The organism is Pedobacter africanus (assembly GCF_900176535.1).
In the GTDB taxonomy this organism is placed as follows: domain Bacteria; phylum Bacteroidota; class Bacteroidia; order Sphingobacteriales; family Sphingobacteriaceae; genus Pedobacter; species Pedobacter africanus.
This window is the reverse complement of the sequence record NZ_FWXT01000001.1, coordinates 3,019,453-3,045,734: the sequence shown is the minus strand read 5'-3', so window position 1 is coordinate 3,045,734 and position 26,282 is coordinate 3,019,453. Positions and strand designations below refer to the sequence as shown.

The following is a 26,282-nucleotide window of genomic DNA, read 5'->3' as shown; positions in this document are numbered from 1 at the left end:
GTTATTTTTTTGATTTTAATTGATCAATCTCCAATTGTAGTTTATCGGTTAGCGTTTTTAGCTCATTGATGCTGGTTTTGTCTGCAATGTTATCTTTCTTCATCTCAATCAAATACAGCGTTAACTCCTCAATCTTCTGCAGCAGCTTCGCGTTCATTTCCCCCAAATCAATCCCATTGGCTTTCACTTCCGCTGCAGAAGGAATACCCGGCAAATGGCCTTTGTCTTTAATATGTTTTTCTGTTTCCTGAAGCGTTGGCAGCTGGTGGTCTTTTGCAAAGACATAATCTGGCCAGTTGGCAGTTTCCACTTTGATCTCGTGGGCACGTATTTTTCCATTGACGGCAAGTTTATCTTGCGGATTGCCTACTCCAATGCCTAAATTACCTGTAACATTCAGGCTATAAACATCATGAGTTTCCCTAAGGGTTGGAGAATAGTCTAGTATATTGCTAAGCAGGTTCTGATTAACCGGTTGACCATTGACTTCATACGACACGCATTTCATGTTTTCGCCTGTTGAAGCTGTTGCTCCAAGAAATTTAAAGCCCAGGTCATGATATGCAGGATTATAGGGTACATCCACGGCCATGTACTTTTTCCCCTGATACATACAGGTTTTCAATTTCCAAATGGTATCATAATCATCAAAAGATGATAGTGCTCCTACTGTACCATTATATGAAGATGAAGTGTTTATCAAGGCCACATTTTGCCGGTTTCCAGAAGAGCTGCTGCCCCGCATCGCAGTTATTGTTCCTGAAGCGAAATTGTGCTCTATAAACGTTCCGTTATACACCTCGTGTAATAGTATTAGCGATTTGGTATAATCTCCATAGCCATTATTTCCTATGTCAATAACCTTATAATTGCCAGATATAATAGTTTGTGATTTAACAACAAACGCTATTAAAAGCATAAACACACTTAATAAAGCCTTTTTCATTTCTCTAGTAGTCTTTTAACTTGATTTTTAACCTCCTGATTCTCCTTCTCCAACCTTATCAAATGCAGCGTTAACTCCTCTATCTTTTGCAGCAGCTTCGCATTCATTGCCCCTAAATCAACGCCATTAGCGCTTACTTCAGCAGCAGAAGGAATGCCCGGCAAATGGCCTTTGTCTTTAATGTGCCTTTCTGTTTCCTGAAGGGTTGGGAGCTGATAGTCTTTTGCGAAGACATAATCTGGCCAGTTGGCGGTTTCTACTTTGATTTCTTTAGCACGAATGTTCCCGTTTACGGCCAGTTTATCAGATGGCGAATTAATTCCTATTCCCAAATTTCCTCCTTGGGTAAATACCATTCTGGACGCAAATGAACTACCGTTATATGTCCAGAATTCTAAAGGGGAACCAACTCCGGTATTATTTTCAGAATATATTATTCCAGCCTGAGATGATTGATTATAGCCTAATGACACACCTTTTATACCTGTAGGATCGGTAAAACGACTAATTAGAGTAAGGTCACCAATAACATTTGCGCCATACCGGGATATATGAAATGGCACGATAGGGTCAGCTAAGCCGATGCCAACATTTCCATTCGACGTTATTCGCAGCCTTTCACTGCCGTTAACTGAAAATAGCATGGCTCGGGGTGTGCTGCCAAAATAATAATTATGTTCAAGCGCGATATTGGCCGCTTCGCCGTAATAATCATAGAATTTTAATCTACCTAGTGAAGACGTTCCAGATATCGATGTCGTTCTATCCCTTAAAGCTATTGATCCTCCGTATTCACCGATCGTAAGATTAGCTACCAGATCTTCCGTACCGATACCAGCATTTCCATTTGGCGGAAATGAATTTGTTTGTGCTGTAACAGATATGGAATAAATAAACAGTCCAATCGTGATTAGATAATGTTTCATACTATTTAATCTTTGATTTTAGATATTCAATTTCTTTCGTGTGTTTATCATTTTGCAGGTCACTCGTTTTTTTCATCTCTATCAAATGCAGCGTCAGCTCCTCTATCTTCTGCAGCAACTTCGCATTCATTTCCCCTAAATCAACCCCGTTGGCTTTTACTTCTGCAGCAGAAGGAATGCCCGGCAGATGCCCTTTGTCTTTAATGTGTTTTTCTGTTTCCTGAAGGGTTGGGAGCTCGTAGTCTTTTGCAAAAACATAGTCCGGCCATGGTGAAGCTTCAACCTTTATCTCCTGGGCTCTTACTTTTCCATTTACAGCCAACTTGTAACCTCTTGGATCTGTGGTTCCGATTCCAACATTTCCATTACCATCAGTTGAAGTCACGGTTTTGATGGAAGCAGAAGCGGTAATGTCATTTCCCTCGGGAGTAGTTGTTTGCTCGGTAATGGTAACATATTGAGGCGTAAGCCCATATCCATACGAAAAGGAACTTACCGCAAACGATGTGTAAATTGCCGCGTTAGGCACGATATAGAAATCTATATTAGTTCCATTCTGATATGCCTTTATCGGAAGATGAGAATTGGCTGATCCCCCAAGGCTAACTTGCCGAACATTTAGACCTTCCCTATTAGAAATATAATAAGCTGTTTCACCATTAGAGTCTTCAAACCATCCTCCCCCATATATTTTAACAATGATTTTTTGAGAGTTTGCAGATGAAGTATTGTCCATAAACAGACTGCCTACAAAAACATATTTTGTAACAGGAAAATTTATAATCTGAGTTGGAGTCTGAGCGTTTATATCTGAACAAATCCAGTATAACAAAAAAATAAATAATAATCTTTTCATATTTTGACTGTTAGTTTATTTTACTTTCTTTAGAATCATCATCACTTGTTCTTGAAGCTTTTCGATGGTACTTTGTTGTTCTTTATCTTTTTTGTCCTTTTCTATCAAATGCAGGGTCAGCTCCTCAATCTTCTGCAACAGCTTGGCATTCATTTCCCCTAAATCAATTCCGTTAGCCTTTACTTCTGCGGCCGAAGGAATGCCTGGCAAATGTCCTTTGTCTTTGATGTGTTTCTCTGTTTCCTGAAGGCTTGGGAGTTGGTAATCTTTTGTAAAAACGTAATCCGGCCAGGGCGAGGCCTCGACTTTGATTTCTTGGGCACGAACTTTACCGTTTACGGCTAGTTTATAACCCTTCGGATCGGTTGTTCCTATTCCAACATCACCCGAAGATGTTATTCTGAATCTTTCGTAATTCGCACTCTGAACTTCACCATTACTGCCTCCGGAAACAGTACGAATGGCAAAATATCCTGCATAATTATTCGCCAAGTCACTTTCTTTGCCGCCTGATAGATAAGCAAATGCGTATTCGGGAGTAGCATTATTTGTCTTGCCCCCTAACGAAATCGAGGCACCGGCACCAATTGCGGGTGTATTGCTTGAAAAAACATTTAAAACCGGATTAATGACACCATATTCACTTTCTAAAATATTTCCTCTAACGTCTATTTTTGCCAGGGGGCTCTCTGTACCAATACCAATTCTTCCATTTGTATCCTCAATAAGCAGTTTTTTCCACTGCTCCCAAGAGCTTGAGCTATGAGTACCGGTTCTATAGAATATACCGCCATCATTAAAATTAAGTTGATGGTTTTTACCTCCAGATGCGTTTTCCCATGGCGCAATCGTCATCGTGGCCGAATATTCTCCAGAGCCTGGTACACTCACAACAGCTCGCTCTTTAAAGTCAAACCTAACTTTGCGTTGTAAAAACCCCGGCAGATCATTTACAGACCTGGTGTCACTTACGTTAATTTCATTTGTTTGAGCCAAACAGTTGTTAAAGGATATAAATCCTGCAAATAAGGCAAGGCAAAGCTTAAATACGTTATCAGTATTACAATTGTGTTTCATAGTCATACGGTTATTAGTTTTTTTCTTCCAACTTTTTAACTCTTATCGATAGGTCACTTACCAATTTTTCCTTTTCTATCAAATGCAGTGTTAGCTCCTCTATTTTCTGCAGCAGCTTCGCGTTCATTTCTCCTAAATCAACCCCATTGGCTTTTACTTCCGACGCAGAAGGAATGCCCGGCAAATGACCTTTCTCTTTAATGTGTTTTTCTGTTTCCTGAAGAGTTGGAAGCAGATAATCTTTCGCGAATACATAATCCGGCCAGTTGGCGGTTTCTACTTTGATCTCGTGAGCGCGGATATTTCCATTTACTGCAAGTTTTGAGTTTGGCGAAGTTGTTCCAATACCTACATTACCTCCCATAGCCACAAATGTCCCATCGGTTTTCATTCCAAAATACTTGGATGTCCAGGTACCATCTACTCCAAACATATTGTGAAAACCGCTTGAAGAAAATAATACTGAAGAACTTGAAAACGGAGCATTTGAATTCGTTATAACAGTCGTTGCAACCCTGGCTTCCCCTGAAACATCCAATTTATAGGAAGGATTCAATACTCCAATCCCTACATTATTCATGAATCTAACATTCCCCGCATCTGCGTTGATAACAAGATTGCTCCCATCATGCTGTAGATATCCCGTTCTCGATTGAGTTCCTGCATTTCTAAAAGATAAATATGAATTGCCAATTAGGGATATGCCTTCATTTCCGGTATTAATTGAGATCGTGTTAGAAGTTGTACTTCCGTTATCTGTAACATTTTGCAGGGTTTGAGCATTCAACCTCAAAGCAAAAACAGATAGTCCTAATAGTAAAATTTTGCTCTTCATTTACGTGCCTTTAGTTGTTCTATTTCTTTCTGTTGACGGATCAAATGCAGCGTCAGTTCCTCTATTTTCTGCAGCAGCTTCGCGTTCATTTCCCCTAAATCAATCCCATTGGCTTTTACTTCCGCGGCAGAAGGAATGCCCGGCAGATGCCCTTTGGTTTTAATGTGTTTTTCTGTTTCCTGAAGGGTTGGGAGCTCATAGTCTTTTGCAAAGACATAATCCGGCCAGTTGGCAGTTTCTACTTTGATTTCGTGGGCACGGATGTTTCCATTAACCGCGAGCTTTGAATCAGGTGTAGCAGTGCCAATGCCAACATTTCCATTCTCTATATAATGCGGGCCGCTTCCACTAAGCATTAGGTTCCCAGAAGAAAATACATTACTTGCCAAAATGGTAGGGACCGCAAAGTCTGCAATTGTTTCAAAAGATGGATTGGTAATGATCTTAATTTGATTTTGATCGGTCACTTCATCAACTTTTTCCTGCAAGTAAGTCACTCTCACTACGTAACCGGCGTAAGATTGCGCATCCAGATAAACGGGCAGGATTTTATTGTTCACTCCACCACTGGAAGTACTTAAATCGCTTGCAGCACCCAAACTTATCTTTGCGGTGTGCATCACACCATGAGATTCTACTAATTTCAACGACGGATTTCCGTAGCTAACTCCCAACGAATATTTATCATACCCACTTCCATGATATTTGTGAAACAGTTCTATGATAATTGACCCGCCATATTGCCAGTGATATGGATTAAAACCTACATCAGCTATATTGTACCTGGCTGCCTGTACACTTATGTTCAATATCGTATTGGTTACTGTTGTTTTTAGCCCGTTCTGATCCAGGTTGATCTGCGACATTGCATTTGCAGACAATAACAATAAACTGATAACGATAAATTTTCTCATATTATTTTTTGTTTTCAAGGCTTGAGATCCGTTGTTTCATATCCTTGTTCTCCTTTTTCATCTCTATCAAATGCAGCGTCAGCTCCTCTATTTTCTGCAGCAGCTTCGCATTCATTTCTCCCAAATCAACCCCATTGGCTTTTACTTCCGCGGCAGAAGGAATGCCCGGCAAATGGCCCTTGTCTTTAATATGCTTTTCTGTCTCCTGAAGGGTTGGCAGCTCGTAGTCTTTTGCAAAGACATAATCCGGCCAGTTGGCAGTCTCTACTTTTATTTCGTGAGCACGGATATTACCATTTACTGATAATCTTTCCCGGGGAGATAAGGTTCCGATGCCTAAGTATCCGGAAGATGTTAAGCTCATTTCCACAGATTCAACTTCTGAATTTGGTTTTCTTGAAATCCATTGAAACAACGGTGCGCCAACACCTTCGCCGCGTGTATCAATTCTAAATCCACCGCCAGCATAGGCATTATTCTTATTTTCTTCCCTAAAATTTACACTCATATTCAATAGCGGTGTAGTTGTACCAGCTAGTTCGGTTATCAATCCCATAGGAATTGCTGCGTTGGAGATCAAGATATTTCCATTAACATCCAATTTTGCTCTAGGGTTAGAAACTCCAACTCCTAAGTTTCCGCTGAAAAGAACATTCCCATTATTCAGAAACTGGGTTGCATTACCCCAAGTATAGCTACCATCAATTTTTGGGGCAATAAACAAAGTGCTTCTTCCATCATCAGGAGTATGAAATATCCATGAGTTTGATCCTCCACTTTCCAGATCCTGTGCAAATGAATCTGTCAAAGAAAAGAGGCCAATAAAGGCTAAACAATAAATTTTCATGGGATACTCAATTTATTTTTTAACTGATTAATTTCATTTTGTTGCTTTGCGATTATCGCATCTTGTTTTTGGTTCCTATTATTCTGCTCTATCAAATGCAGCGTCAGCTCCTCAATCTTCTGCAACAGCTTCGCATTCATTTCCCCTAAGTCAATCCCATTTGCTTTTACTTCTGCAGCAGAAGGAATACCCGGCAAATGACCTTTATCTTTAATGTGTTTTTCTGTTTCCTGAAGGGTTGGAAGTTGGTAATCGCTTGCAAACACGTAATCCGGCCAAGGTGAGGCTTCAACTTTGATTTCCTGAGCGCGGATTTTACCATTGACAGCGAGTTTGTACCCTTTAGGATCTGTTATTCCAATGCCGGTGTTCCCGCTGTTGTCAATAGTTATACTGTTAGAACCGGACCCCTTCCCCCAGTGTAAGCCATTAGATGAACTCCATAGGTAACCATAAACACTTCCGTCTCTGTAAAACTGCATCTCCTGATCGTTAGACCTAAGACGCAAGTACTTGGTGAAGTCGGCTTCGCCGTTTACGTTCAATTTAAATGCAGCATTTCCGTTTCCAAGACTGATATCTCCGGCGTTACTAACATGAAATGGTATATTTCCCGTTCCTGGAAGATCATCGGATGCAGCGTTAACCCATAAATTGAACCCACTGCTGTTGTCATAACCTAAGCCAGCCCATTTGGCATCGCTACTGTTAAAAATTAAAACCGGGTATGTTGATCTAAGTGTAGCGGTTTTATTCCAGCCATTGGTCATTGAGGATCCACCATTTACAAAAAGCGGGGTTGTAGCATTGGTGGTACCTATACCAACATTTCCGTCTGCACCAACCATCATTTTTACTCCTCCGCTAGTAAAAAACTTTAAACCTGCATAGCCAGATAGATAAGCAGATGGGGTACCATTTTCACTGTACCAGCCTAAGCCATAATGTGCCACCGGTTTTCCCAAATAATCGAAACGAAAAGTAGAACTGGCGCTTGTAGCACCATACCCTATTCCCGGAACATCCACTGGAACGTCTGTTTGTGCCTTAATGGATAAGCTAATGCAAAGGCATGCAATAAGGAAATATATTTTCATCTGGTTCTATTACTTTTTTATTGATTTTTTTAACAGTGCATTTTCTTTTTCCACCGTACCAAGCCGGTTATTCATTTCGATCAAATGCAGGGTCAGCTCTTCTATTTTCTGCAGCAGCTTCGCATTCATTTCCCCTAAATCAAGTCCATTGGCTTTTACCTCTGCAGCGGAAGGAATCCCCGGCAAATGACCTTTGTCTTTAATGTGTTTTTCTGTTTCCTGAAGGGTTGGGAGCTGATAGTCTTTTGCGAAGACATAGTCTGGCCAGTTGGCAGTTTCTACTTTGATTTCATGGGCTCTTACTTTTCCATTTACAGCCAGCTTATAACCCTTTGGATCAGTCGTTCCAATACTCACATTTCCCTCCCCACTTTGCAAAACCAGATTATCCCATGCGCCTCCTCCAGCTTTAAGCACATTGATCATCCCATAGGTATTGCCCGAGTTAGAACCATTTGAGATATTAATAATACTGCCACTTGAGCCAACAGACCAATCAATAGTAGTGTTAGAAATACCCGTTGTTCCACCTGCAACCTGCATCTTATAACTTGGTGTCGCTGTTCCAATGCCCACATTTCCATTTGATGCTACAACAAGTTTTGGGTTTTGAAAATCGCCTTTAGACACCATCCATTGGTCATCAAGTAAATTCCCATAAAACCAATTGTTTGTTCCATCCAAAAGCTGTGTCTGGATTCCCTGTATGTAGCCCCCATCATTGGTATTTCTTTTCAAGAAAAGCATGGGTGAGTAATCATAAATTGTGGCACTTCCCGTAACCGGAAAATCATTGTTCGTTTGAGCCGTTGCGGCAAGCGATGAAACTGCCAGAATCAGGGTGTAAATTTTCTTCATAACCTGTCTTGATAAGAGTGAAATACTTAGACAGCTAAAGCTAAATCACTCATTCTTAACAAAAAAGAACATTCGCATAACCCCCAGTACTAAAGAAGAACCCCAGGTTATAAAATATAACCGGGAGGAATATTTTCATGACAATTCCGCTCAACCCTCTAAAATGGGTGCAATTATGATGCGCGGATCTATCCCTAAAATTTTAAAAATGTGCCTTAGCCTGAAGGCAGAAAAACCAGACTTCCCGGCTTCAATTTTACTATATTCACAAAAAAAGCCGGGGCTAAAAAATTGCCCCGGCCCGTCGTTTTTTGATATTCATGGTCTCTATATAGAGATTTGGAATAACTAAGGCAGAATAGCAGTGTGCAAATCACACACTTTCCAATAAAAAATCACCACTGATTCCCAATTTCAAGTGTACAGCTTTCAAAAATGAAACATCCGGTTCGCGTTTGCCGGTAAGTATTTGAGACAACTTGGATGTTCCAATACCCAATAAATCAGCCAGCTTTGCCTGAGTAATATTCAATTCTTTTATTTTATACTGAATAACCGCGTTAATTGTAACTGGAATAGGCATAATTTTCAGCACCCGGTCTTCGTATCGCTCCGCTAACACACTCAGTTGTTCCAATTCGTTAGATTCTGCCTCAGTAAGCGTATGGAAGCCACCATTATCTGTGGCTTTCCCAATGAATGTTTCTATCAATTGCATTATCTGATGGTATTGCGCTTCAGTTCTTATTCTGGTTATCATTTTTACTCAGTATTACCATCGCAAATATATTAATGTTTTAATTATTGAAATAAATTTTAAAATTTGAAACATAGAATGTAAAAGTGGTGTCGTTACGACACAAACAACTACAATCACATCTGGCAAACCGAGGCCCGGCAAGCCTTAGCAGACAAAATAGCACAACTGACCAACCAACAGCGAAAGCGTTATCAGATAGCCTTTATTGAAAGCGCAATCCTTAAAGTGCCTGATCAGATCAGCAACAAACAATAGTTTTCGGAATTTGAAAAAGGTTTGGCCATTGGCGCCGGAATTAACCTTAAAGCCCAAAAGGAGGGGAAGGTACTATAGGTTGAATCGTGCCGTCGGGATTGTACGCCAGAAGATCTATGCAAACAGACCTGCGGTGACTGCCGCCTCCAGGCAGCGCTCCATTATGATAAAAGAAATAGGATTGTCCCTCAAAATCAAGGGTTGCCGGCCGGTTGGTTTCGCTGTTGAAACTGACATCAGCAATTATTCCTTTAAAACTCCACTCCCCTTCCGGATGGGTACTCATGGCATAGGCTATTTTTTCAGGAGCGCCATAGCCGTACATCAGGTAGTACCAACCATTTCGTTTAAAAATATGTGCCCCCTCGCTAAAGCCCGGTAAGTCCAGAATCCGGATAGCCCCATCAATTTCTACCATGTTATTTTTTAGCCGGGCATAGTGGCAGGTGCCATTACCCCAAAACAGGTATGCCTGGCCATCATCATCTATGAGTACCGTAGGATCCAGGTTAGCCTTATCAGTGGCAGCATAGGGCAGCATATCTCCGCTAATGAGTGCAGATTGCCTTGCATCTACATATGGGCCTTCGGGATTTTCAGAAGCGGCAACACCGATTGCCTTGCCTTGTATACTTTGATGTGTTACTGCTACATACCAATAGAAACTGCCGTTCCTGTAAATCACTTTGGAAGCAAAAGCATCGCCGCTGGCCCATTTAAAATCTGTTGCCTGCAAAGGTACGGGGTGTTCCTGCCAATGCAGCAAATCGCCGGAAGAGAAACACAACCACTCTTTCATCACATAATCGTCTACACCGGCAGGCGGCTCATCGTGCCCTGTATACAAAAAAACAGTTCCCTCATGAGTTAGCACTGTTGGATCGGCAGTAAACTTGTGTTTGATTATGGGGTTATCAAATTTCATAATCTTACTATGGCTGTATCTCACAAATAACAGCGGATTACTGGTTTTGTTCTCAGTATTGGCATTCTGCCGGAATAGCTCTTTGATTTGGATTCAACTTCATTTGCTCAACATCTGGATCAGCAGTGCGGGGTTGTAGAGACACCGGGGAGAGATACCTATGAAGCAGAATTTGAAACCTTTAAATTAGGGGTAATGATTTCAGGAACTCCGCCAGGAACAAGGTTTAACGCAACAATGCGTATTGGTCGGGCGGCCGGTAAAGAACGCGCTGCTGCAGTTACACAGATCATCTCACAATCTCAATTACGTCACTTTCTCTACATATAAACCAAATTTTATAGCATCAGATATTATTAAGTCCATTTTTTCTTCATCCACTATAACTTCTATGATCTCGTTATTAACAATTCGGTCTTTGATATCTTTTGATTCTTTGAGAGAAAGCCTCGCATGCTCATTAAGAATATGAATAAATTCTATTTTATTCATATTCTTATTCCAACCTGTAAATCTTATCTTTTTCATCATTATTTAATTTCAATTATCCTCTCATTTATTATTCAAATAGTTGAGATATTCTTCTTGTATCTTCCCATCCCCAACAAAATGATATTTTAGTGCAGCATATTCAGCGATTGAGAAGGCTATATCCTCTTCTACACGAGAGAAAAGCTATAGATTAAAATGGCCTACCAACAACTTTTACCAGTTTTTCGTGAAAAGCATGCTTATACTCCGGCTTAAAAAAAGCATCTATACCCTCATAAGTTGATACTAAAAACTCTTGGTAATCCAAAGGTTCTTTATCATCAGAGTTTCCATAAACTCCAACAGTTCCATCATAAAAAATCCCGACCTCGGCTTTATTTCCGTGAAAATTATCGTCACTGAAAATCTTTAACAAAGACCTTCTCCCCAAAGAGTCCACAGCATAAAACGTACGTTTTACAACTCCAACTTCCATTTCTGAACTTATAAGAAGGATGCCATTTTTAGGGATCTTGTAGACTCTATTTTTTCCCTCAAATTTTATAGGTGTTCCCTTTGATTGGTTAAAGACGATGTTAACCTTCCCTCTATAGCCGTTTGGGATAAGATATAATTCTTGCTCAGGTTTACAAAAAGAGACAAAGAACATCATAAAAATGAACCCCATTAAAGAAATACTGCTGTTCATGATTTTCTATTATTGTTCATATTTTACTTTAATAACCTCCCTTAGCACCTCCTGAACAAACCATTTTGGCTGACCCCATCCCGCCAAGTTAAAATCAAAGATATTAAAAACTTGATCGGATTGTTAAACGCATAATTATAAAGTGAATGCCTTCTCATCTTTTCTGCCAACGGATCAACCACATTCCACCTTCCGATCTCCGGACCGTAGAACCTGGCCCCATAATCGAGCTGCTCCGGGTCACTTTGCAACTTTTTGCCATTGTTAAGATATTTGTTCACTCCTAGACTTGCAGCTCACACAAGGAAAAAAAATTAGCAATTCCTATAAAACAGCAAAGCCTAAACTTGTATGGTTTGGGCTTGCTGTTTTCAAGATGTATAAACGAAATCTGACAAATACAAATTGATAATAAGCGCACGAACTTCGCTCCAACTTTTATCCATTACAAAGTCTTTAATATTCCATTTACTCTTATTTATAACCTCAATTTTCAATCTTATATCTTTTATTGTTTCAATCGCTTTCTCAGAAATCATTCCTGCATTATACAATTCATATACATAATCTTCATTTAAAAATGTGTAATAGTCCCCTTCTAATTCATTCAAGCAACTTTTTATTGCCTCTGAATAAGAAATATTGATTTCCTTCATTGGAAAAAGGACCAAATTTAAAGTTGAATTAAGAAGCTCATACTTCTCTTTAACATCTAACCTATTTTCCATATTTTACTTTCAATTTATGAGTTTTTTGTTGCCGCATAGTCCTTTCCAAGCAACTTAATCTCTCCCGAATTTCCACTATTGATTTTATAATAAGTTGAAATTAGGTGGTGAATATTTCCTGTTATATTAAGGTTTTCTGAGGAAAAGGCTTCAATCGGTCGCTTATTGATTGCCCCTATTCCGTCAATTTAAAATTAAAGATAACACGTTGGTTTCAAATACTGAATGGATCATGCTGAATTGGCCAAAGGAGATCAATGTTACGAGGGATGTCCAATTATACAGACAAATACTCTTTCACAACATCCCTTAAAGCTTCTATCAAACTAGATTTATCCACACGGATCATTGGACGATTAAGGCCAACTGGAAAAGAAATGAAAACTGTATATTGGGTATCTAGTCGTTCGCCATCAAATTTAATGACAACAACATTTCCATCATCTTTTATCTTTTCAAGATATGCAATCCTTTTATTTCCATCTATGCAAACAACCATACGATTAGGATATACTTTTTTCATGAAACGGAAATATAAAACCGGGTTAGGCGTTTATCCAGTTAACACCTGCTGATTAAATGAAAAAGAAAAGATCGATGCGGCTGGTGAATATCATCTCACAATCTCATTAATTAATCTATATGCCATTGGTTATTATTCCAGTTTTGGATAGCGTATTTTGCCTTCTCCATTAATTATAATTAAAATGTCCATCCAAGTTGTTTTAACATTTGAATCCTAAAATCATATTGTGCCTGATAACTTTGCGTACTTAACCAATATCTTATCGTCTGTATAGAGGAACCGGTGATTGTCGGTCTTATTGATGAATAGTACCTAGAGACTCTAGCATGGATTGAGCCCGCTCAAAGTGGCAATTTCATAAGACTAACTGTATTATGGATCATCTCTTCCCCAAACCTGACAATATTGCCCGGCATCTGCTCTACAACATGATGCCAAGCCCGCCCCTAGTATAATCACTATAGTGATCCTATCTTTTTTAAAGTTTTAGTCGCTTCCAAGCGAATTAATGGATCCTTAGTCGTCTCCCTCATTTCAAGTATTTTGTCCTTAGCCTTTTTAGATTTCATCATGCCTAATGCAGCTAAAGCTTTGGGAGCAACTTCATTATCATTTAATAGGTCAATTAAAATACTTTCCGATTTTTCTGTTTTAACAGTTCCAACACCTAAAACCAACTGGCCTCGACTTGCTCCATTAGTTTTGTCAAGCACGGCAGCATATATCCACTCTACCTCTTTTAAGGTCATTGTTGTAGCTATCGCATTACCAATCACCCATCTTAAATTGCCTTTTTCTTTTGGCGTATTTTCATATTCATATATCAATGCAGGAGCCGCCTTACCTTGTGCTTCTTTTACGGTCAACGCTCTAACAATTCCTTCCTTATTTCTTTCGCAGTAATTGCCAGGTAAATAGTTTAATAAGATTTCAACTACACCTGAAGGATAGGAATCCTTCAGATTTACTAAATCCCAAATTGAATTAGCATCTAATCCCAATGACCTTAACTTTAGAAAAAGGTCGCCAAACTCTTTTGCTCTTTCAAGTTCTATTAACTTGCCAAGTTTTAGTACCTCTTCTATTTCTTCCTTGGTATTTGGTCTGCTTCTTAAATCATCCCAACGAGCCTGTAATTGTTCTATATATTCCATTAAAATCCTGGTATAAATTGTTGTATTTTAGCATGGTCTGAATATTATCATAGGTAGTTTGTTCATACTCGATCCCATTTAAAAATTCCAAAACAATTGAAATTTCTGCTGGAATATTTAGGCGTGCTCTTGTTCCGCCAAAATAATTTCATCAAAGTTTTCCATAGCTTAGCTGGACAAACCATTTTGACAGACCCCATTCCGCCAATTTAAAATCAAAGATAATTGGTTGGTTTTAAATACTGAATTGGGTCAATCTGAACTGGCGAAAGGGGATCAATGGGGCGAACTTTGTCCACCTAAGCCTCTATCTGAGGTTGGAGATAGTCTTAGTATCGGCCTGTTATCCTTCAACTCTAAAACATTACCAGAAAACCAGGCTGGCTTATAAATAACAAAAGCCCAACAAATTTAATTTGCTGGGCTTTTTGTTCTTCTAAGGTACGAGCCGCAGGCTCACAACAGCTAAGAAAGTTGTCAAAGTTCGAAATCCTGACTTTCAGAAAACTCCGGGTCTTGTTTTAGTTCCAATTCAAATCCTGTAGAAAAGAAAATAATCGTACCAACATTTGTATTTACAGTATATTCATATTCCGTCATTAAGCCATTTGGGGTACTCCTCTCCTTACCTCTGAATATATCTTCGATGATCAAGTCAGCCATTATTCCAAAAGATAGATTCATCTCCAAATATGAAACATCATAAAAAGATTGCATCGCTGGAGTTACCCAATAACCTTTAAAATTCTCTTCCCATTTATAGATATAATCAATGGAAAGGCTAAACACATGATCTTTATGGTCAAAAAACATAGCGCGAATTCTATTATCATGCCATCCTAAATCAGGAAAGTCTTTTTCACTCCAAATGTATTTCTCGGGCTTCATGCTTCTCTTCATACTACTATTTTTGTTTTTCTAGAAATTTTCTAATTAACCTTATTTGTTGCTGGGTTATTGGTGTTGCTGGCCCTCTATCCTTATTAAGAAAAGTCTGACCAGTCTTTGGGTTTACATTTTTATAACTATGCTGAACGTGTGGGGTAGGAGTTCCTTTATGTGGCGCCCCTTTCAAATCAAAATGAGTTGCCCCTTTTTCTGTTCTAATGGTAACAGAATTCTTCCCTTTATTTAACTTTACTAAGCCATCTACTTGCTCTTCGAATGTCTTTTTTAAGGATATTTCCTCTTTAGCGACAGGTGAAGACAGTTTTCTTCCTGCAATATAACTTTGTGCACTTAATGACGCGGTCATTGCATCTTCTGTGTTTTCCGAGGTTACATCCCTAATCATGGAAGCAAATCTGCCTACTGGAGTATAATCGAGAAAGCTCAGATATTCCTCTAAGAATTGGTTTGTCTTTATATCCCCTTCTGGCACATGGCTTACAGAATTTTTTCGAATTATAGAACCAGGTGTATTTACTGCATTTCTACCCTTCTTCCTCGGATCTTCAGGATCATTCTGTTGAGAAGACGCTCTGCTCTGCATTTGGCGAAACATATCTTGGGCATCCTGGCCATAATATGTTTCCATACCATCTGGATCGATATTGTTTACAGGGTTGTTATCTGTATAATTGTAGGGGTTAACGGATAAAAACTTCTCCGCCAACGGATCTACTACATTCCATCTTCCGATCTCCGGATCATAAAACCTCGCTCCATAATCAAGCTGTCCCAGCTCATTTTGCAACTCCTTGCCATTGTAAAGATATTTATTTACTCCAGCACTTGCAACCCTCTGTTTTCCGAATGGATAATAGTTATCGGCCTGAAGCGGTTGCAATGCAAAAGTACTAGGATGCTGATTGAAAGTATACCTTACATTACCCAAATGATCCGTCAGGTTATACTCGTAAACATAAGTACCGCCATTGTTCCTGGCTTTGCCTTCCTCGGTCATGATGAAATCAATCACTCCTCCGGTATACTGGATGCCATCCACATAATCTGAGGTGGCTTCCATGTTACTTACTTTTTTCAGTTTGGCTCCTGTGGCATCATAAACATAACTCATGCTCAATACTCCGGGCTTACTCACGGTTGATGGCAGGTTCAGGATGTTATAACCTATTGTTACCCCTTTCCTTCCATCAGTTGTGGCATTACCATTCAGATCATAGATATAATCACCTGTTGCAAGAGGGCCACTAATTCTGTTTAGCTTATTGCCATTACCCACGTAATCGTAAACACTTAAACCAGCACCATCCCTGTTCATTGATGCTATGTTGCCCATTACATCATAAGTCAGGTATTCGCTCATCACGACACCGGTACTTACACCGCTTTTCAAACGGTTCAGCTTATCATAATCGTAAGTGTAAACATTTGGGTAACTGATACCTGCTCCCCATTCCTGATGGGCAATGTTCCCATTGTACTGAGGAAAGGTTCCCACATCATATTTCAGCCTCATGCTAAACTGGTCTGAGGTGGTGTTGTTCAGCCAGCCCCTTTCGTTATATACGTAGTCTGTCCTTTGCAGAAAGCTGCCTCCATTGTCCTTGCTGTGCAGTTCTTTTTTCAGCAATTGCCCAATTTCATTATAAGCCATTTTGCTCAGCACCACTTCCGGTTGTCCGTTGATGGATTGCATCGTGGCCAGTTTTCTACCCATGTGGTCGTAATCATAACGGGTAGCAATGGTAGTAGCCGGCCCAGAAGCACCGGTGTGGCTTCTGGTACTGGCTGTCAGTTCTCCGGCAAAGTTCCAGGTATTGTCTACATAATCTTTACCACCCAAATGGTTATCTGCTGCAGTGCGGATTATTCTTCCTTCTTCATCATAGTAATTTACACTCAGGTAACGGGTAGTGCTGCTGCCCAACTGGTATACAAAACTACCGGTCTGCAGTCCTTTTGTTCTTGCTGCAGGCATTTGGGTTGTCCCATTAGGTGGGGGGAAACTGTTGCCATGAAAATCATAATCATCGTAATAATTGATGGTTAAGTAAGTTTCAATGCCTGTATTTGGTAAAGTTAGATTCGTGTAGCCCGAACCTGTGCTATTGCTATTGCCATTATCCCTGTTCTCCCATAATGTGCCTTGTGCATCCACAAGGGGTTGCAAAGTACTTCTTTCAGCAGCATTGGAATGCAAACCAGTCACCACTACCCTCCCCAAAGCATCATACTTGGTAAACAGCCATTTGCCGCTGTTTCGCTGTTCAGCGTCACGGCTCAACACCAGCTGATCAAGCTTGTTGTACACCATCTCTTCCCAGCCCTTACCAGGGATTTTCTTTTCAATTACCCGCTTGCGGCCATCGTAATGGTAACCATAAATGAACTGGCTGAAAACCGGATCGGCTTCTGAAAATGTACTTACGGACACTGCCGGAGGCAATACATACCTTAGGTTACTTAGATCATCATATACATAATAAGTAGAATGGGCTACTTCACCGGTATTATAGGTTCTTTTCAGCACTACCCTTCCATCCAGGTCCTTAAACTCTTCAACAGTACCCGATTTGCCGTCACCACTTGTCCAGTTCTCATCTTTGGTAACCATTTTGTACAAAGTACCTGGCAGATATGCCCCACTGCTTGTTGCCCCGTTGGAAGTTACATTCCAGAGTTTCACCTCATTTAAAACATTGGTCTCATAAGCCATGCGTTGGGTATGCCCCCCTGAAAGCTGCCAGCTGGTTCCCGGTGCGCCCTGTTCCAGCACCCGGTTTAAAGGCGAGGCCTCAAAACGGGTTTCTGAAAATGCGCCGTTGATTGCAGTTACCCCAGCCGAAGGACTGGTATAAAAGGCCGTCTGTGCAGCTACCGCACCGGTTTTAAAAGCGCCATTGCTTCCGGCTGTTGCAACATAAGGCAAATACTTAAACTGCTCCCTGCCAAAGGCATCATAAGCCACAGGCTGTACCACATCCTTAAAATTTGGGCTGCCTTGTGTGGTTACAGTTTGCAATGGCCTGCCCAGGCCATCAAAGTATTGAACAGTCTGGTTTACCTCGCAGGTGCTTCTGGCACTGTCGATATTTGCCGCATTAACCTTAGGCATTTTAAAGATCCGGGTACTCACATAATTCTGATCAGCACTCAGGCTACTTAAAAATGGTACACATTCCTTAAAGCTGGCACCGGTAAAGATCCTTACCGTTTTACCTGCAGGGATATGAAAGCCATTGGTTAAGGTTACACTCTGTATACCCTTGATCTCCGTTTCATTATTGTAAACGCTGTAGACAGGATTTGCCTGCTGCGCATTTGCACTGGTAAATCCTGCCAGCAAACAAACAGCGATATATTTCCATGCCTTTTCAGGCGCTAAATTCAGATGTAATTTCATGGTACAAAGCGTTATGGTTTGTAATGGTAATCGTAACTCTTGATGATATTCCCTTGCTGGTCTTTAATGTATTTTAACCGCTGGAAATTGTCGTATTCGTAATAGGTGGTAGTACCTTTTGCATCGGTCTGGCTGGTCATCCCCACCACCGGCTTATAGGAATAAGTTTCAACCTGACCTAGCTCACTAGACAAATTATTTCTTAGTGCCGCCAAGTGTGTTTGCAATTGCCCATCACTTGCCGGATTATTAAGAACTGACGAAGAGAACCAACCAGTCAATGTATTGTAATCACGTCCCGTAACTTTAGCAACCGGATATTGGTCATTATAACCCCACAAGTAAACCTCTTTAGGGCCACCCGCAGTATATTTCTCCAATAAGCGTCCATTCTGATAAGCTGAAAAAACAGTTTCCTTATAATCTGTATTGGATGTATACTCTTTTACATTTCCAATATTTAACTCTACACCATTAAACCGGTTAAAACTGTACTTTGAGCCTCCTTGAAATATTGGTGAAGCATTGGGATAAGTTACAGCGTACGTTATCTCAAGTGGCTGCAGATAATTTGAATCAAGTAAAACGCTTTTAAATGTCTGTTCTTCACTTGTTAGTCCAAATTTAAAATCTGATAAGTTATTGAAAGAATAACGATAATTAGTTTCCCTTGTTTTACCGTCACCTGTTGTTAGCATCTGTTTGATAATTGGATGCCCAATGCCATCCGTATCATAAGCGTACGAAGTTTTAGTCTCCACATAACTTCCATTTGAATAGTATTTCTTTTCGGACTTCCCAGCCAGGCCATAAATTATGCCGGATAAATCGTGGTATCTTATCTTACCAGAACTTGGTCCCGCTGTTGGAGAATTTCCATATTCCATACATGGAACCTGCGAGTCAATCAATCTTACATAAAATAACTTAGCTACTGCTCCACTTGCACTATAGCCTGGGCCAGGCAAAAATATTGGTTCATAAAAAAAAGAGTTTTCATTTAACAAATTCCCACCATTGGTATAGGTCTTTTCCGACAGTAATTTCCCCCTTAATTTTGCTGGTTCTGTAGAAAGTGGGGGGATCGGATATTCAAATTCTGATCCTAAATCATCCGGAGAATAAGTATAGAATCTGTCGGTCCAACCATTGCCTTCTTCTATGGTTCTTACTTCTGGATACACGACAAATGATCCACCCTCACTAGCTAACGGATAGCAGCTTGAAGTATATAACATCATATACCGACAAGCACTGCAAACAGTATTAAACTCGTTCATAACCCTTACAGGCGTGTTAAGCAGACCACTGGTTAATGTTGAGTCTGTAGAATAAAGTTTATACAGGTATTTGGTAGAAAATGTCTTTGCAGAGACAGGATCATAATCCCTTATTTCTTTAACCCTCACCCCTCCTACTGGTCTGTTTGTTTTAGTAAATGATCCGTAAGGCGTGGTAACGTTCTCATGCACAAAAATTGATTCATCCCAATTTAATTGCAGATTAGAAAAATTGCAACCAGGCCCGGATTTGTAGACTTCCAATCTATACATCCCATTGTTTAAGGTTTGGCTCCAGCTTTGTTCGTTTTCATAGGTATACAACAAAGCCCCTCCCCATTCATCATCCATAGACGAGATTGCGTAAATTCTAATACTGTAATCTCCACATAGATTTCCCTGAAATAACACATAACTAAAGACAGAAAAACCATTAGTGCTGTTTATATTGAACGTCTGTTTCAGACAGGGTCCGGGAAAAGATACATTACTAAAATCCGTTCGGCTAATTTCCTGACCAACTATAGAATATGGGGATGGTGCTATTTGGCTATCCAATGTCAGTAAAGCAGTATTACCTTCGTATAAAAACTCCCTTGAGCCACCTGTGGGGTAGGTAATTTTAGTTAAAATACCTGCTTCCGGGTAGCCTTGCACAACCTCTTTATTTGAAAAACTAGTTAAATGAACAGTTTGTCCATAGTAAGTCGATGATATATTTGGAAGTGGGCTTGGATTGTAAACTTGTCCATTGTAAAAACCCCAGTAATCAACTGCATAAGACAGTCTTTGAGGAAGGTGTTCCTGCTCATTATACGTAAAAGAATAATTCAGGCTATCTGTGTTATTCTCTCCAAATTCAGAAAAGCTTTTTAATTTCAGCCTATAATAATTAGGGTTATTGCTGGGAGTTCCAAAGGCGTCACTACCACTCACAAAATAATCATAATTAAAATGGCATTTCTTAAGCCTGATGTTGTTGTGATCATATAAGGTCAAATCTGTCAACTTTGATCCTCCATTTAGGTCTAACCTATTATTAGATGAGCTAAAGCTAACATGCCCAGAACTACCCATTATTTTTGACAGGATATATTCAGAAGTTTCCGTATAAACTGAAACCCTTTCATCGAAATAGTCTGGATCGCATTCCGAATAGTTAATTGCCTGAACTTTTCTATTTCCTCCAGAATGCGCAAAAAAACCAGATGTACTTTGTTGATATGAGAATGTGATTGAATTTTGATTATTAATATCTTTTATTTCTGTCAGCAACCAGGACGAGGCATAACTAGATGATAAAGGAGTATTACCACCACCATAGTTTTGATAGCTGGAAGTAGTATATTCTTTAAGCGTAAAATGGTACTTATTACCATCGCGATCATGTAATATCCACGATTTAATTCCTCCGGCATCTGTAAAATACTGCACTTTAACTTTAGACTCCTGCATCATAATTGGCTGACCAGATTCATTAAAGAAAAATTTTCCAGACTCACCATTAAAATTGTACATAAAAATATCTGGATCGAGGTCTATACTTTTTCTCTGTATGCCTATTAAATGGCTTGAATTGTTCATTTGGATTTGAGAAGGCTTAACACTATTTGCTAAATAACCAATCCCGGGTTCATCATCTGAAATACCCCCTTTTTGTATCCTGGTAATTCTGCCACCTGCTGATAAATTAAAGCCCAAACCAACGTTTGTTGCTATCTCTTCAACTCTTATACCACCAGTGTTATTATAATCAAGGGCTATTGAAGTTTCGAGTGACCCGCTAGTAATTTTAAATAACGGAAAGTTTACAGGCACCGTTCCGGTATAAGAACCAATTGGCCGTTCTAAGGTTTTGAATATTCCTGCTGCAGAAGGCGAAACGGGTTTAACAACCGGTATTCTCACCTCTTGTGCTTGAGCATACAGTAAATACGGCAGCGTAAAACCTAGTAATATCAGATATAATTTTCTCATCTTATTTTAATTTAGATTTTAAATATTCGATCTCTTTTTGCTGAGCTTTATTTTTTTCTCTTTCATCATTACTATCCTTCTTCATCTCTATCAAATGCAGCGTCAGTTCCTCTATTTTCTGTAGCAGCTTCGCATTCATCTCCCCTAAATCAATACCATTGGCTTTTACTTCCGCGGCAGAAGGAATGCCCGGCAAATGGCCTTTGTCTTTAATGTGTTTTTCTGTTTCCTGAAGTGCTGGGAGCTCGTAGTCTTTTGCAAAAACATAATCCGGCCAGTTTGAATTCTCTACTTTGATCTCCCTTGCTCGAATATTTCCATTTACCGCAAGTTTTGAATCGGGTGAAGTTGTACCTATTCCTACATTTCCGGCAGTAGTTAAAGTCATCACATCATTCCAATAGCCTGCTGTAAAAGTGAGGTTGTGGTTACTTTCCGTTCCAATTTTTCCGTTATAACCTGAATGACTATATATCCCTATTTTAACACCAGTACTTTCAGTAACCAATAATTTAGCATTGTTTGGTCCGTTTACCTGAAATACCCTATTCCAACCCTGTGAATTATCAAGAGTGGAAGTGCCAACGCCCACGTCACCATTAGAGTTTATCCGAAATCTCTCATAGTTCCCTGTAAACATCCTTATGGCAGAGCCAAATGAGCTCGTTAAGCCTTCAATAGCAATACCTGTTTTTTGTGATGATCCTGAGCTAAGTTCTAAGCTTTCCTGATCAAGGAAATTGTGAATTGAATTTACTGTACCTGATGTAAGTCTGCCATAGTTTAAATATGATGAAATTGATAATCCTGCATTTGAGGTAGCCAAGCCTCCTCCAATGACAGTAAATTTTGCTGAAGGATTTGTAAATCCGATTCCTACATTTCCGTCATTCGGGAACACATTGGTTTGCTGAGCAGATGCATATGTAGAATAAATCACGACAGCAATGCTTAAATACCATCTTCTCATATTATTTATTTTTTTGTTTTAGAAGGTCTATTTCCTGCTGCTGGGCTGATATTTTAGCTTCAAACTTTTTATTCTGCTCTATCAAATGCAGCGTCAGCTCTTCAATCTTCTGCAACAGCTTCGCATTCATTTCACCCAGATCAACCCCATTGGCTTTTACTTCTGCGGCAGAAGGAATACCCGGTAAATGGCCTTTGTCTTTAATGTGTTTTTCTGTTTCCTGAAGGGTTGGAAGCTGGTAGTCTTTTGCAAAAACATAATCTGGCCAGTTGCCAGTTTCTACTTTGATTTCGTGCGCACGGACTTTGCCTTTTACGGCTAGTTTATAGCCGTCAGGATTCGTTGTCCCTATACCCATGTTGCCTTCAAAATAAGCCTGGGCTGGGGAATCACTATAAACTGTGTAGTTATTTGCTCCACTTGGCACGTTATAAATTCGAAGGCCAAAATTTGAAGTTCCGCCATTTGCACTGGTAAACATACCAACATTATAATCCGCACCTGAACCAATGGCTTTTCCGATGATTCCGTAGTTGGTTCCAGAACTTCTCGCTATTTCTATTTCTGCCCCAACATCATTAACAGGATTCGAGGTCAAAACTTTCAGTTTTCTACTTGCTGGGTCCTGGACTCCTATGCCAACATTCCCTTTATCATCTATCCTCATCCGCTCTTCAAGTGTGTTTACAACACCCAAAGTGGTTGTGAAAAAAGCCAATTGGCTTCCCCAGCTACTGTATAAGTTGCTATAACTCCTTATCTGAGAATAATTACCTGTGCCATTACCATAATCACCATCCAAGGTAATTGCCACATAGTGCTTAGCGAAGTCTGTATTTATAGTATTTCCCTGAACGATCAAACCTGCTTGATCCGGAACATTTTGATGAATGTGCAGTTTATTCTGAGGATTAGTCGTCCCAACTCCAACATTACCGTTTGGTGCTAACGACAGAGGTGCAATTCCGTCTGTTATATTGAGAATATCAAAGCTACTAAAGCCGGAGGCCGCTCCAGTGTGCCCGAATCTCCATCGTTTACCCCCTGAATTGGCAGTTTGATCGATAACCATATAAGCGGGATTACCTGAAGTGCCTGTTACCTGAAAGCCATTAGGATTGGAGGAATTTAAAGTATTGCTTGTCGATGCTCCATTATCCGTTACCGCTTGTAGGGTTTGGGCATCCGCTGAAAAACAAGCGCAAACCAAACTTGAGAATAGTATAAATTTTTTCATGCTATTTATTATTAAGAACTATTGATTCTAGTTTTTGAAGTCTTTTCTCCTGATCTTTCCTGGCTTGTTTTTCTAAGGAGAGTTCTTTATCCTTCTCTATCAAATGCAGCGTCAGCTCCTCTATCTTCTGCAATAGCTTAGCATTCATTTCCCCTAAATCAAGCCCATTGGCTTTTACTTCGGCGGCAGAAGGAATGCCCGGCAAATGGCCTTTGTCTTTAATGTGTTTTTCTGTTTCCTGAAGGGTTGGAAGCTCGTAGTCTTTTGCAAAGACGTAGTCTGGCCAGGTGCCCTGCAAACTGACTTTTACAGACTCGGCAATCATGTTTCCGGCTACAGCAAGTTTATAGCCTTTTGGATCTGTTGTGCCAATACCAACGTTGCCGTTATTGAAGGCAAACTGGCTGGCATCGAATTGCATTTTTGAATAATTGAGCGCAGTCCTGTTGTAAGCCTGAAGACCAATTATACCAGGATGGTTAACATAGACTTCAAATCCATCGGTCCCACTATTAGAGACCACGAATTTCTGTAAAGGGTTATCTGTTCCTACTCCCATATTGCCTTCCCGGCTGATGATAGCCCGCAGGGATAGGTCCTGGCTGCCACTGCCTAAACCAATATTGGAAGCGCTGCCAAAATTATTTGTTCCGAAAAACCTAAAGCCCCCGTTCCAGAGTTCTAAATAAGAGCTATAGTCATTCAGCGGCCTGTTAAATACGCCCGTGGAAGTAGTAAAGTCGAGATTATACCCGATACCCCCGTAATTCCCACCACTGTACCCTATTTTCACCGCTCTTGGATTTCCGGAATTAAAACCATCCCAATAGATATTTCCACGGACATCCAGTTTTTCCGTTGGATTTAAAATTCCAATACCCGCATTTCCTGATGTAGGAAAAGTATTTTGAGCGGTTGCGGCAAGTGATGAAACTGCCAGAATCAGGGTGTAAATTTTCTTCATAACCTGTTGTGATAAGAGTGAAATACTTAGACAGCTAAAGCTAAACCACTCATTCTTAACAAAAAAGAACATTCGCATAACCCCCAGTACTAAAGAAGAACTCCCAGTTATAAAATATAACCGGGAGGAATATTTTCATGACAATTCGACTTAACCCTCTAAAATGGGTGCGATTATGATGCGAGGATCTATACCTAAAATTTTAAAAATATGCCTTAGCCTGAAGGCAGAAAAACCAGACTTCCCGGCTTCCATTTTACTGTAGGCAGTCTGTGAAATATTCAGCTTTTTGGCCATGTAATCTTGCGACAAATTCTTTGACCTCCTGTAGCTACGGATAGCGATACCCAGTTCAGTGTAAAACTGCTGTTCCAGGAGTTCCAAATCATAGGTAGTTTCGATCTGCGTTAAAACTATTCTCATAATACCTACTGTTCATTTCTTGCCTGAACAACCTTCCAATACTAAGAATAGTAAGGGCAACCAGTTTGCCCTTTGTTATTTTTCTGAAAATATTTTAAAATATTTTTTTGAGCGGAAAAACCGCGCTTAGACCACTTTAAAACCCTACAAAAGAACCAGCCGAACCAAAAAAACCGGAATTCATAAAAAAAGCCGGGGCTAAAAAATTGCCCCGGCATGTCGTTTTTTGATATTTAATCCTTCATAATTCAAGGAAGTACTTTTTTAAAAGTACAGGAAAGAATTAGCTACTCCTATTAGCATCAAATGCTAAAAGCAAATCATTTAATATATCCAGCTCGCCCGCTCTTTTCGGATCATTATAAATATCGTCGACACGATTAATTAGAAGTTCGTATTCACTATTGCCAGATATCTTTCCTTTTTTAACTATTTTATCAATTGCTTTTAACCTGGCCCTATCAACTGCCTCAAAGTCGACATTAAATTGTGCAAAATAAGTCTTTAGTTCTAAAACAGTAGATAACGGCATATGCTTTAGAACCTGTTCATCATATCCTTACTCATAGACCTAAGTACTTTGATCTTGCCATTAGTATAAGCTTCATTAATAAGTTTGTTGGATGCAGCAAAAGATGAGCGCATTTCCACTGGGAAACCACCTTTTTCAATCATAAATTGATTAAACAAAAAGCATTTAGTTTTTAATATATCTGATTCTTTATCTATCATTTTCATGGACAAGTTCATGGAATGAAGTCCGTATATTATTTATTATAGCTAGACTGCTCATAACTCAGTAGCAAAGTATTCAATGCATCAATCGTTGGATTTTTCTCTTTGTTCTGACAAAGTTCATTGACTTTGTCTTCGATCATTTTATATTCTTCTTCGTTGTCGATTCTCCCCAGCAGAACGACAGATGCTATTTTGCTATTGATACGCTGATCAATATCAGTAAAATCCAAATGGAATTTTGCTAAAAGTAATTTATTTAATTCTTCATAATCCAAGGGAGACAAGTTTTTAGCCATCTCATTGATATCTCTGTAGGATGATCTAAAACCCAATAGAACATTCTTATTCACTTTACCGGAGTAACTGCTTAAACTCTGTTTTGTTATTTCCGAAAAATCTTTTAACTCCGGTATCTTAGTAGACATAAAATCTAAAACTGTAGTATTCCAGCTTTTAATAAATTCCAACTCAACCAGATATTCTTCTTTTTGTTTCATAAC

General features: G+C 39.6%; 27 protein-coding genes. All 27 read right to left on the bottom strand.

Going from position 1 to position 26,282, the window contains the following annotated elements; translation table 11 throughout:
- Position 1: 1 nt before the first annotated feature.
- Positions 2-946, bottom strand: coding sequence for a hypothetical protein (locus B9A91_RS12770; RefSeq protein ID WP_084239100.1), 945 nt, complete (start codon positions 944-946; stop codon positions 2-4).
- Positions 943-1,872: a hypothetical protein gene (locus B9A91_RS12765; protein WP_084239097.1), complete on the bottom strand. Its 930-nt coding sequence runs from the start codon at positions 1,870-1,872 to the stop codon at positions 943-945. The genes B9A91_RS12770 and B9A91_RS12765 overlap by 4 nt, the downstream gene beginning before the upstream one ends.
- Before the next feature lies 1 nt (position 1,873).
- Positions 1,874-2,728: a hypothetical protein gene (locus tag B9A91_RS12760; protein WP_144008912.1), complete on the bottom strand. Its 855-nt coding sequence runs from the start codon at positions 2,726-2,728 to the stop codon at positions 1,874-1,876.
- 15 nt (positions 2,729-2,743) lie between these two features.
- Positions 2,744-3,805 carry a hypothetical protein gene (locus B9A91_RS12755; protein ID WP_144008911.1) on the bottom strand — a complete coding sequence of 354 codons (1,062 nt, stop codon included), beginning with the start codon at positions 3,803-3,805 and terminating at the stop codon, positions 2,744-2,746.
- A 13-nt stretch (positions 3,806-3,818) separates the two neighbouring features.
- Positions 3,819-4,640 (bottom strand): hypothetical protein, encoded by an 822-nt coding sequence (locus B9A91_RS12750; protein WP_144008910.1) that lies wholly within the window; start codon positions 4,638-4,640, stop codon positions 3,819-3,821.
- Positions 4,637-5,554: a hypothetical protein gene (locus B9A91_RS12745; RefSeq protein ID WP_144008909.1), complete on the bottom strand. Its 918-nt coding sequence runs from the start codon at positions 5,552-5,554 to the stop codon at positions 4,637-4,639. Before B9A91_RS12745 ends, B9A91_RS12750 begins: the two co-directional genes overlap by 4 nt.
- Position 5,555: 1 nt before the next feature.
- Positions 5,556-6,401, bottom strand: coding sequence for a hypothetical protein (locus B9A91_RS12740; RefSeq protein WP_084239086.1), 846 nt, complete (start codon positions 6,399-6,401; stop codon positions 5,556-5,558).
- Positions 6,398-7,498, bottom strand: a complete 1,101-nt coding sequence (locus B9A91_RS12735) for a hypothetical protein (RefSeq protein WP_084239083.1) — start codon at positions 7,496-7,498, stop codon at positions 6,398-6,400. The genes B9A91_RS12740 and B9A91_RS12735 overlap by 4 nt, the downstream gene beginning before the upstream one ends.
- A 9-nt stretch (positions 7,499-7,507) precedes the next feature.
- Positions 7,508-8,356 (bottom strand): hypothetical protein, encoded by an 849-nt coding sequence (locus B9A91_RS12730; protein WP_084239081.1) that lies wholly within the window; start codon positions 8,354-8,356, stop codon positions 7,508-7,510.
- Positions 8,357-8,729: 373 nt separating this feature from the next.
- Positions 8,730-9,116 carry a helix-turn-helix domain-containing protein gene (locus tag B9A91_RS12720; RefSeq protein WP_084239077.1) on the bottom strand — a complete coding sequence of 129 codons (387 nt, stop codon included), beginning with the start codon at positions 9,114-9,116 and terminating at the stop codon, positions 8,730-8,732.
- A 301-nt stretch (positions 9,117-9,417) separates the two neighbouring features.
- Positions 9,418-10,296, bottom strand: coding sequence for a glycoside hydrolase family 43 protein (locus B9A91_RS12715; RefSeq protein WP_084239074.1), 879 nt, complete (start codon positions 10,294-10,296; stop codon positions 9,418-9,420).
- Positions 10,297-10,602: 306 nt separating this feature from the next.
- A complete protein-coding gene (locus B9A91_RS12710) occupies positions 10,603-10,827 on the bottom strand; it encodes a hypothetical protein (RefSeq protein ID WP_084239072.1) in 225 nt (74 codons plus the stop codon).
- A 151-nt stretch (positions 10,828-10,978) separates the two neighbouring features.
- Positions 10,979-11,476: a DUF6843 domain-containing protein gene (locus B9A91_RS12705; protein ID WP_144008908.1), complete on the bottom strand. Its 498-nt coding sequence runs from the start codon at positions 11,474-11,476 to the stop codon at positions 10,979-10,981.
- A gap of 41 nt (positions 11,477-11,517) precedes the next feature.
- On the bottom strand, positions 11,518-11,757 hold the full coding sequence (locus B9A91_RS12700) for an RHS repeat domain-containing protein (protein ID WP_084239067.1): 240 nt from the start codon (positions 11,755-11,757) through the stop codon (positions 11,518-11,520).
- A gap of 90 nt (positions 11,758-11,847) precedes the next feature.
- A complete protein-coding gene (locus B9A91_RS12695; protein WP_084239065.1) occupies positions 11,848-12,204 on the bottom strand; it encodes a hypothetical protein in 357 nt (118 codons plus the stop codon).
- A 277-nt stretch (positions 12,205-12,481) separates the two neighbouring features.
- Positions 12,482-12,727, bottom strand: a complete 246-nt coding sequence (locus B9A91_RS12690) for a hypothetical protein (RefSeq protein ID WP_084239062.1) — start codon at positions 12,725-12,727, stop codon at positions 12,482-12,484.
- A 461-nt stretch (positions 12,728-13,188) separates the two neighbouring features.
- A complete protein-coding gene (locus tag B9A91_RS12685) occupies positions 13,189-13,884 on the bottom strand; it encodes a HEAT repeat domain-containing protein (RefSeq protein WP_084239059.1) in 696 nt (231 codons plus the stop codon).
- A 477-nt stretch (positions 13,885-14,361) separates the two neighbouring features.
- Positions 14,362-14,784 carry a hypothetical protein gene (locus B9A91_RS12680; protein WP_084239057.1) on the bottom strand — a complete coding sequence of 141 codons (423 nt, stop codon included), beginning with the start codon at positions 14,782-14,784 and terminating at the stop codon, positions 14,362-14,364.
- 4 nt (positions 14,785-14,788) lie between these two features.
- On the bottom strand, positions 14,789-18,193 hold the full coding sequence (locus tag B9A91_RS12675) for a DUF6443 domain-containing protein (RefSeq protein ID WP_159451688.1): 3,405 nt from the start codon (positions 18,191-18,193) through the stop codon (positions 14,789-14,791).
- A gap of 11 nt (positions 18,194-18,204) precedes the next feature.
- Positions 18,205-21,450, bottom strand: a complete 3,246-nt coding sequence (locus B9A91_RS12670) for a hypothetical protein (protein WP_084239055.1) — start codon at positions 21,448-21,450, stop codon at positions 18,205-18,207.
- Position 21,451: 1 nt separating this feature from the next.
- Positions 21,452-22,420 carry a hypothetical protein gene (locus B9A91_RS12665; RefSeq protein WP_084239053.1) on the bottom strand — a complete coding sequence of 323 codons (969 nt, stop codon included), beginning with the start codon at positions 22,418-22,420 and terminating at the stop codon, positions 21,452-21,454.
- Position 22,421: 1 nt separating this feature from the next.
- On the bottom strand, positions 22,422-23,657 hold the full coding sequence (locus tag B9A91_RS12660; RefSeq protein WP_084239051.1) for a tail fiber protein: 1,236 nt from the start codon (positions 23,655-23,657) through the stop codon (positions 22,422-22,424).
- A 1-nt stretch (position 23,658) separates the two neighbouring features.
- Positions 23,659-24,621 (bottom strand): hypothetical protein, encoded by a 963-nt coding sequence (locus tag B9A91_RS12655; protein ID WP_084239049.1) that lies wholly within the window; start codon positions 24,619-24,621, stop codon positions 23,659-23,661.
- A gap of 150 nt (positions 24,622-24,771) precedes the next feature.
- Positions 24,772-25,044 carry a helix-turn-helix domain-containing protein gene (locus B9A91_RS12650; RefSeq protein WP_084239047.1) on the bottom strand — a complete coding sequence of 91 codons (273 nt, stop codon included), beginning with the start codon at positions 25,042-25,044 and terminating at the stop codon, positions 24,772-24,774.
- 283 nt (positions 25,045-25,327) lie between these two features.
- Positions 25,328-25,576, bottom strand: a complete 249-nt coding sequence (locus tag B9A91_RS12645; protein ID WP_084239045.1) for a hypothetical protein — start codon at positions 25,574-25,576, stop codon at positions 25,328-25,330.
- 5 nt (positions 25,577-25,581) lie between these two features.
- Positions 25,582-25,782, bottom strand: coding sequence for a hypothetical protein (locus tag B9A91_RS12640; protein ID WP_084239042.1), 201 nt, complete (start codon positions 25,780-25,782; stop codon positions 25,582-25,584).
- A gap of 29 nt (positions 25,783-25,811) precedes the next feature.
- A complete protein-coding gene (locus B9A91_RS12635) occupies positions 25,812-26,279 on the bottom strand; it encodes a hypothetical protein (RefSeq protein ID WP_084239040.1) in 468 nt (155 codons plus the stop codon).
- Positions 26,280-26,282 lie beyond the last annotated feature (3 nt).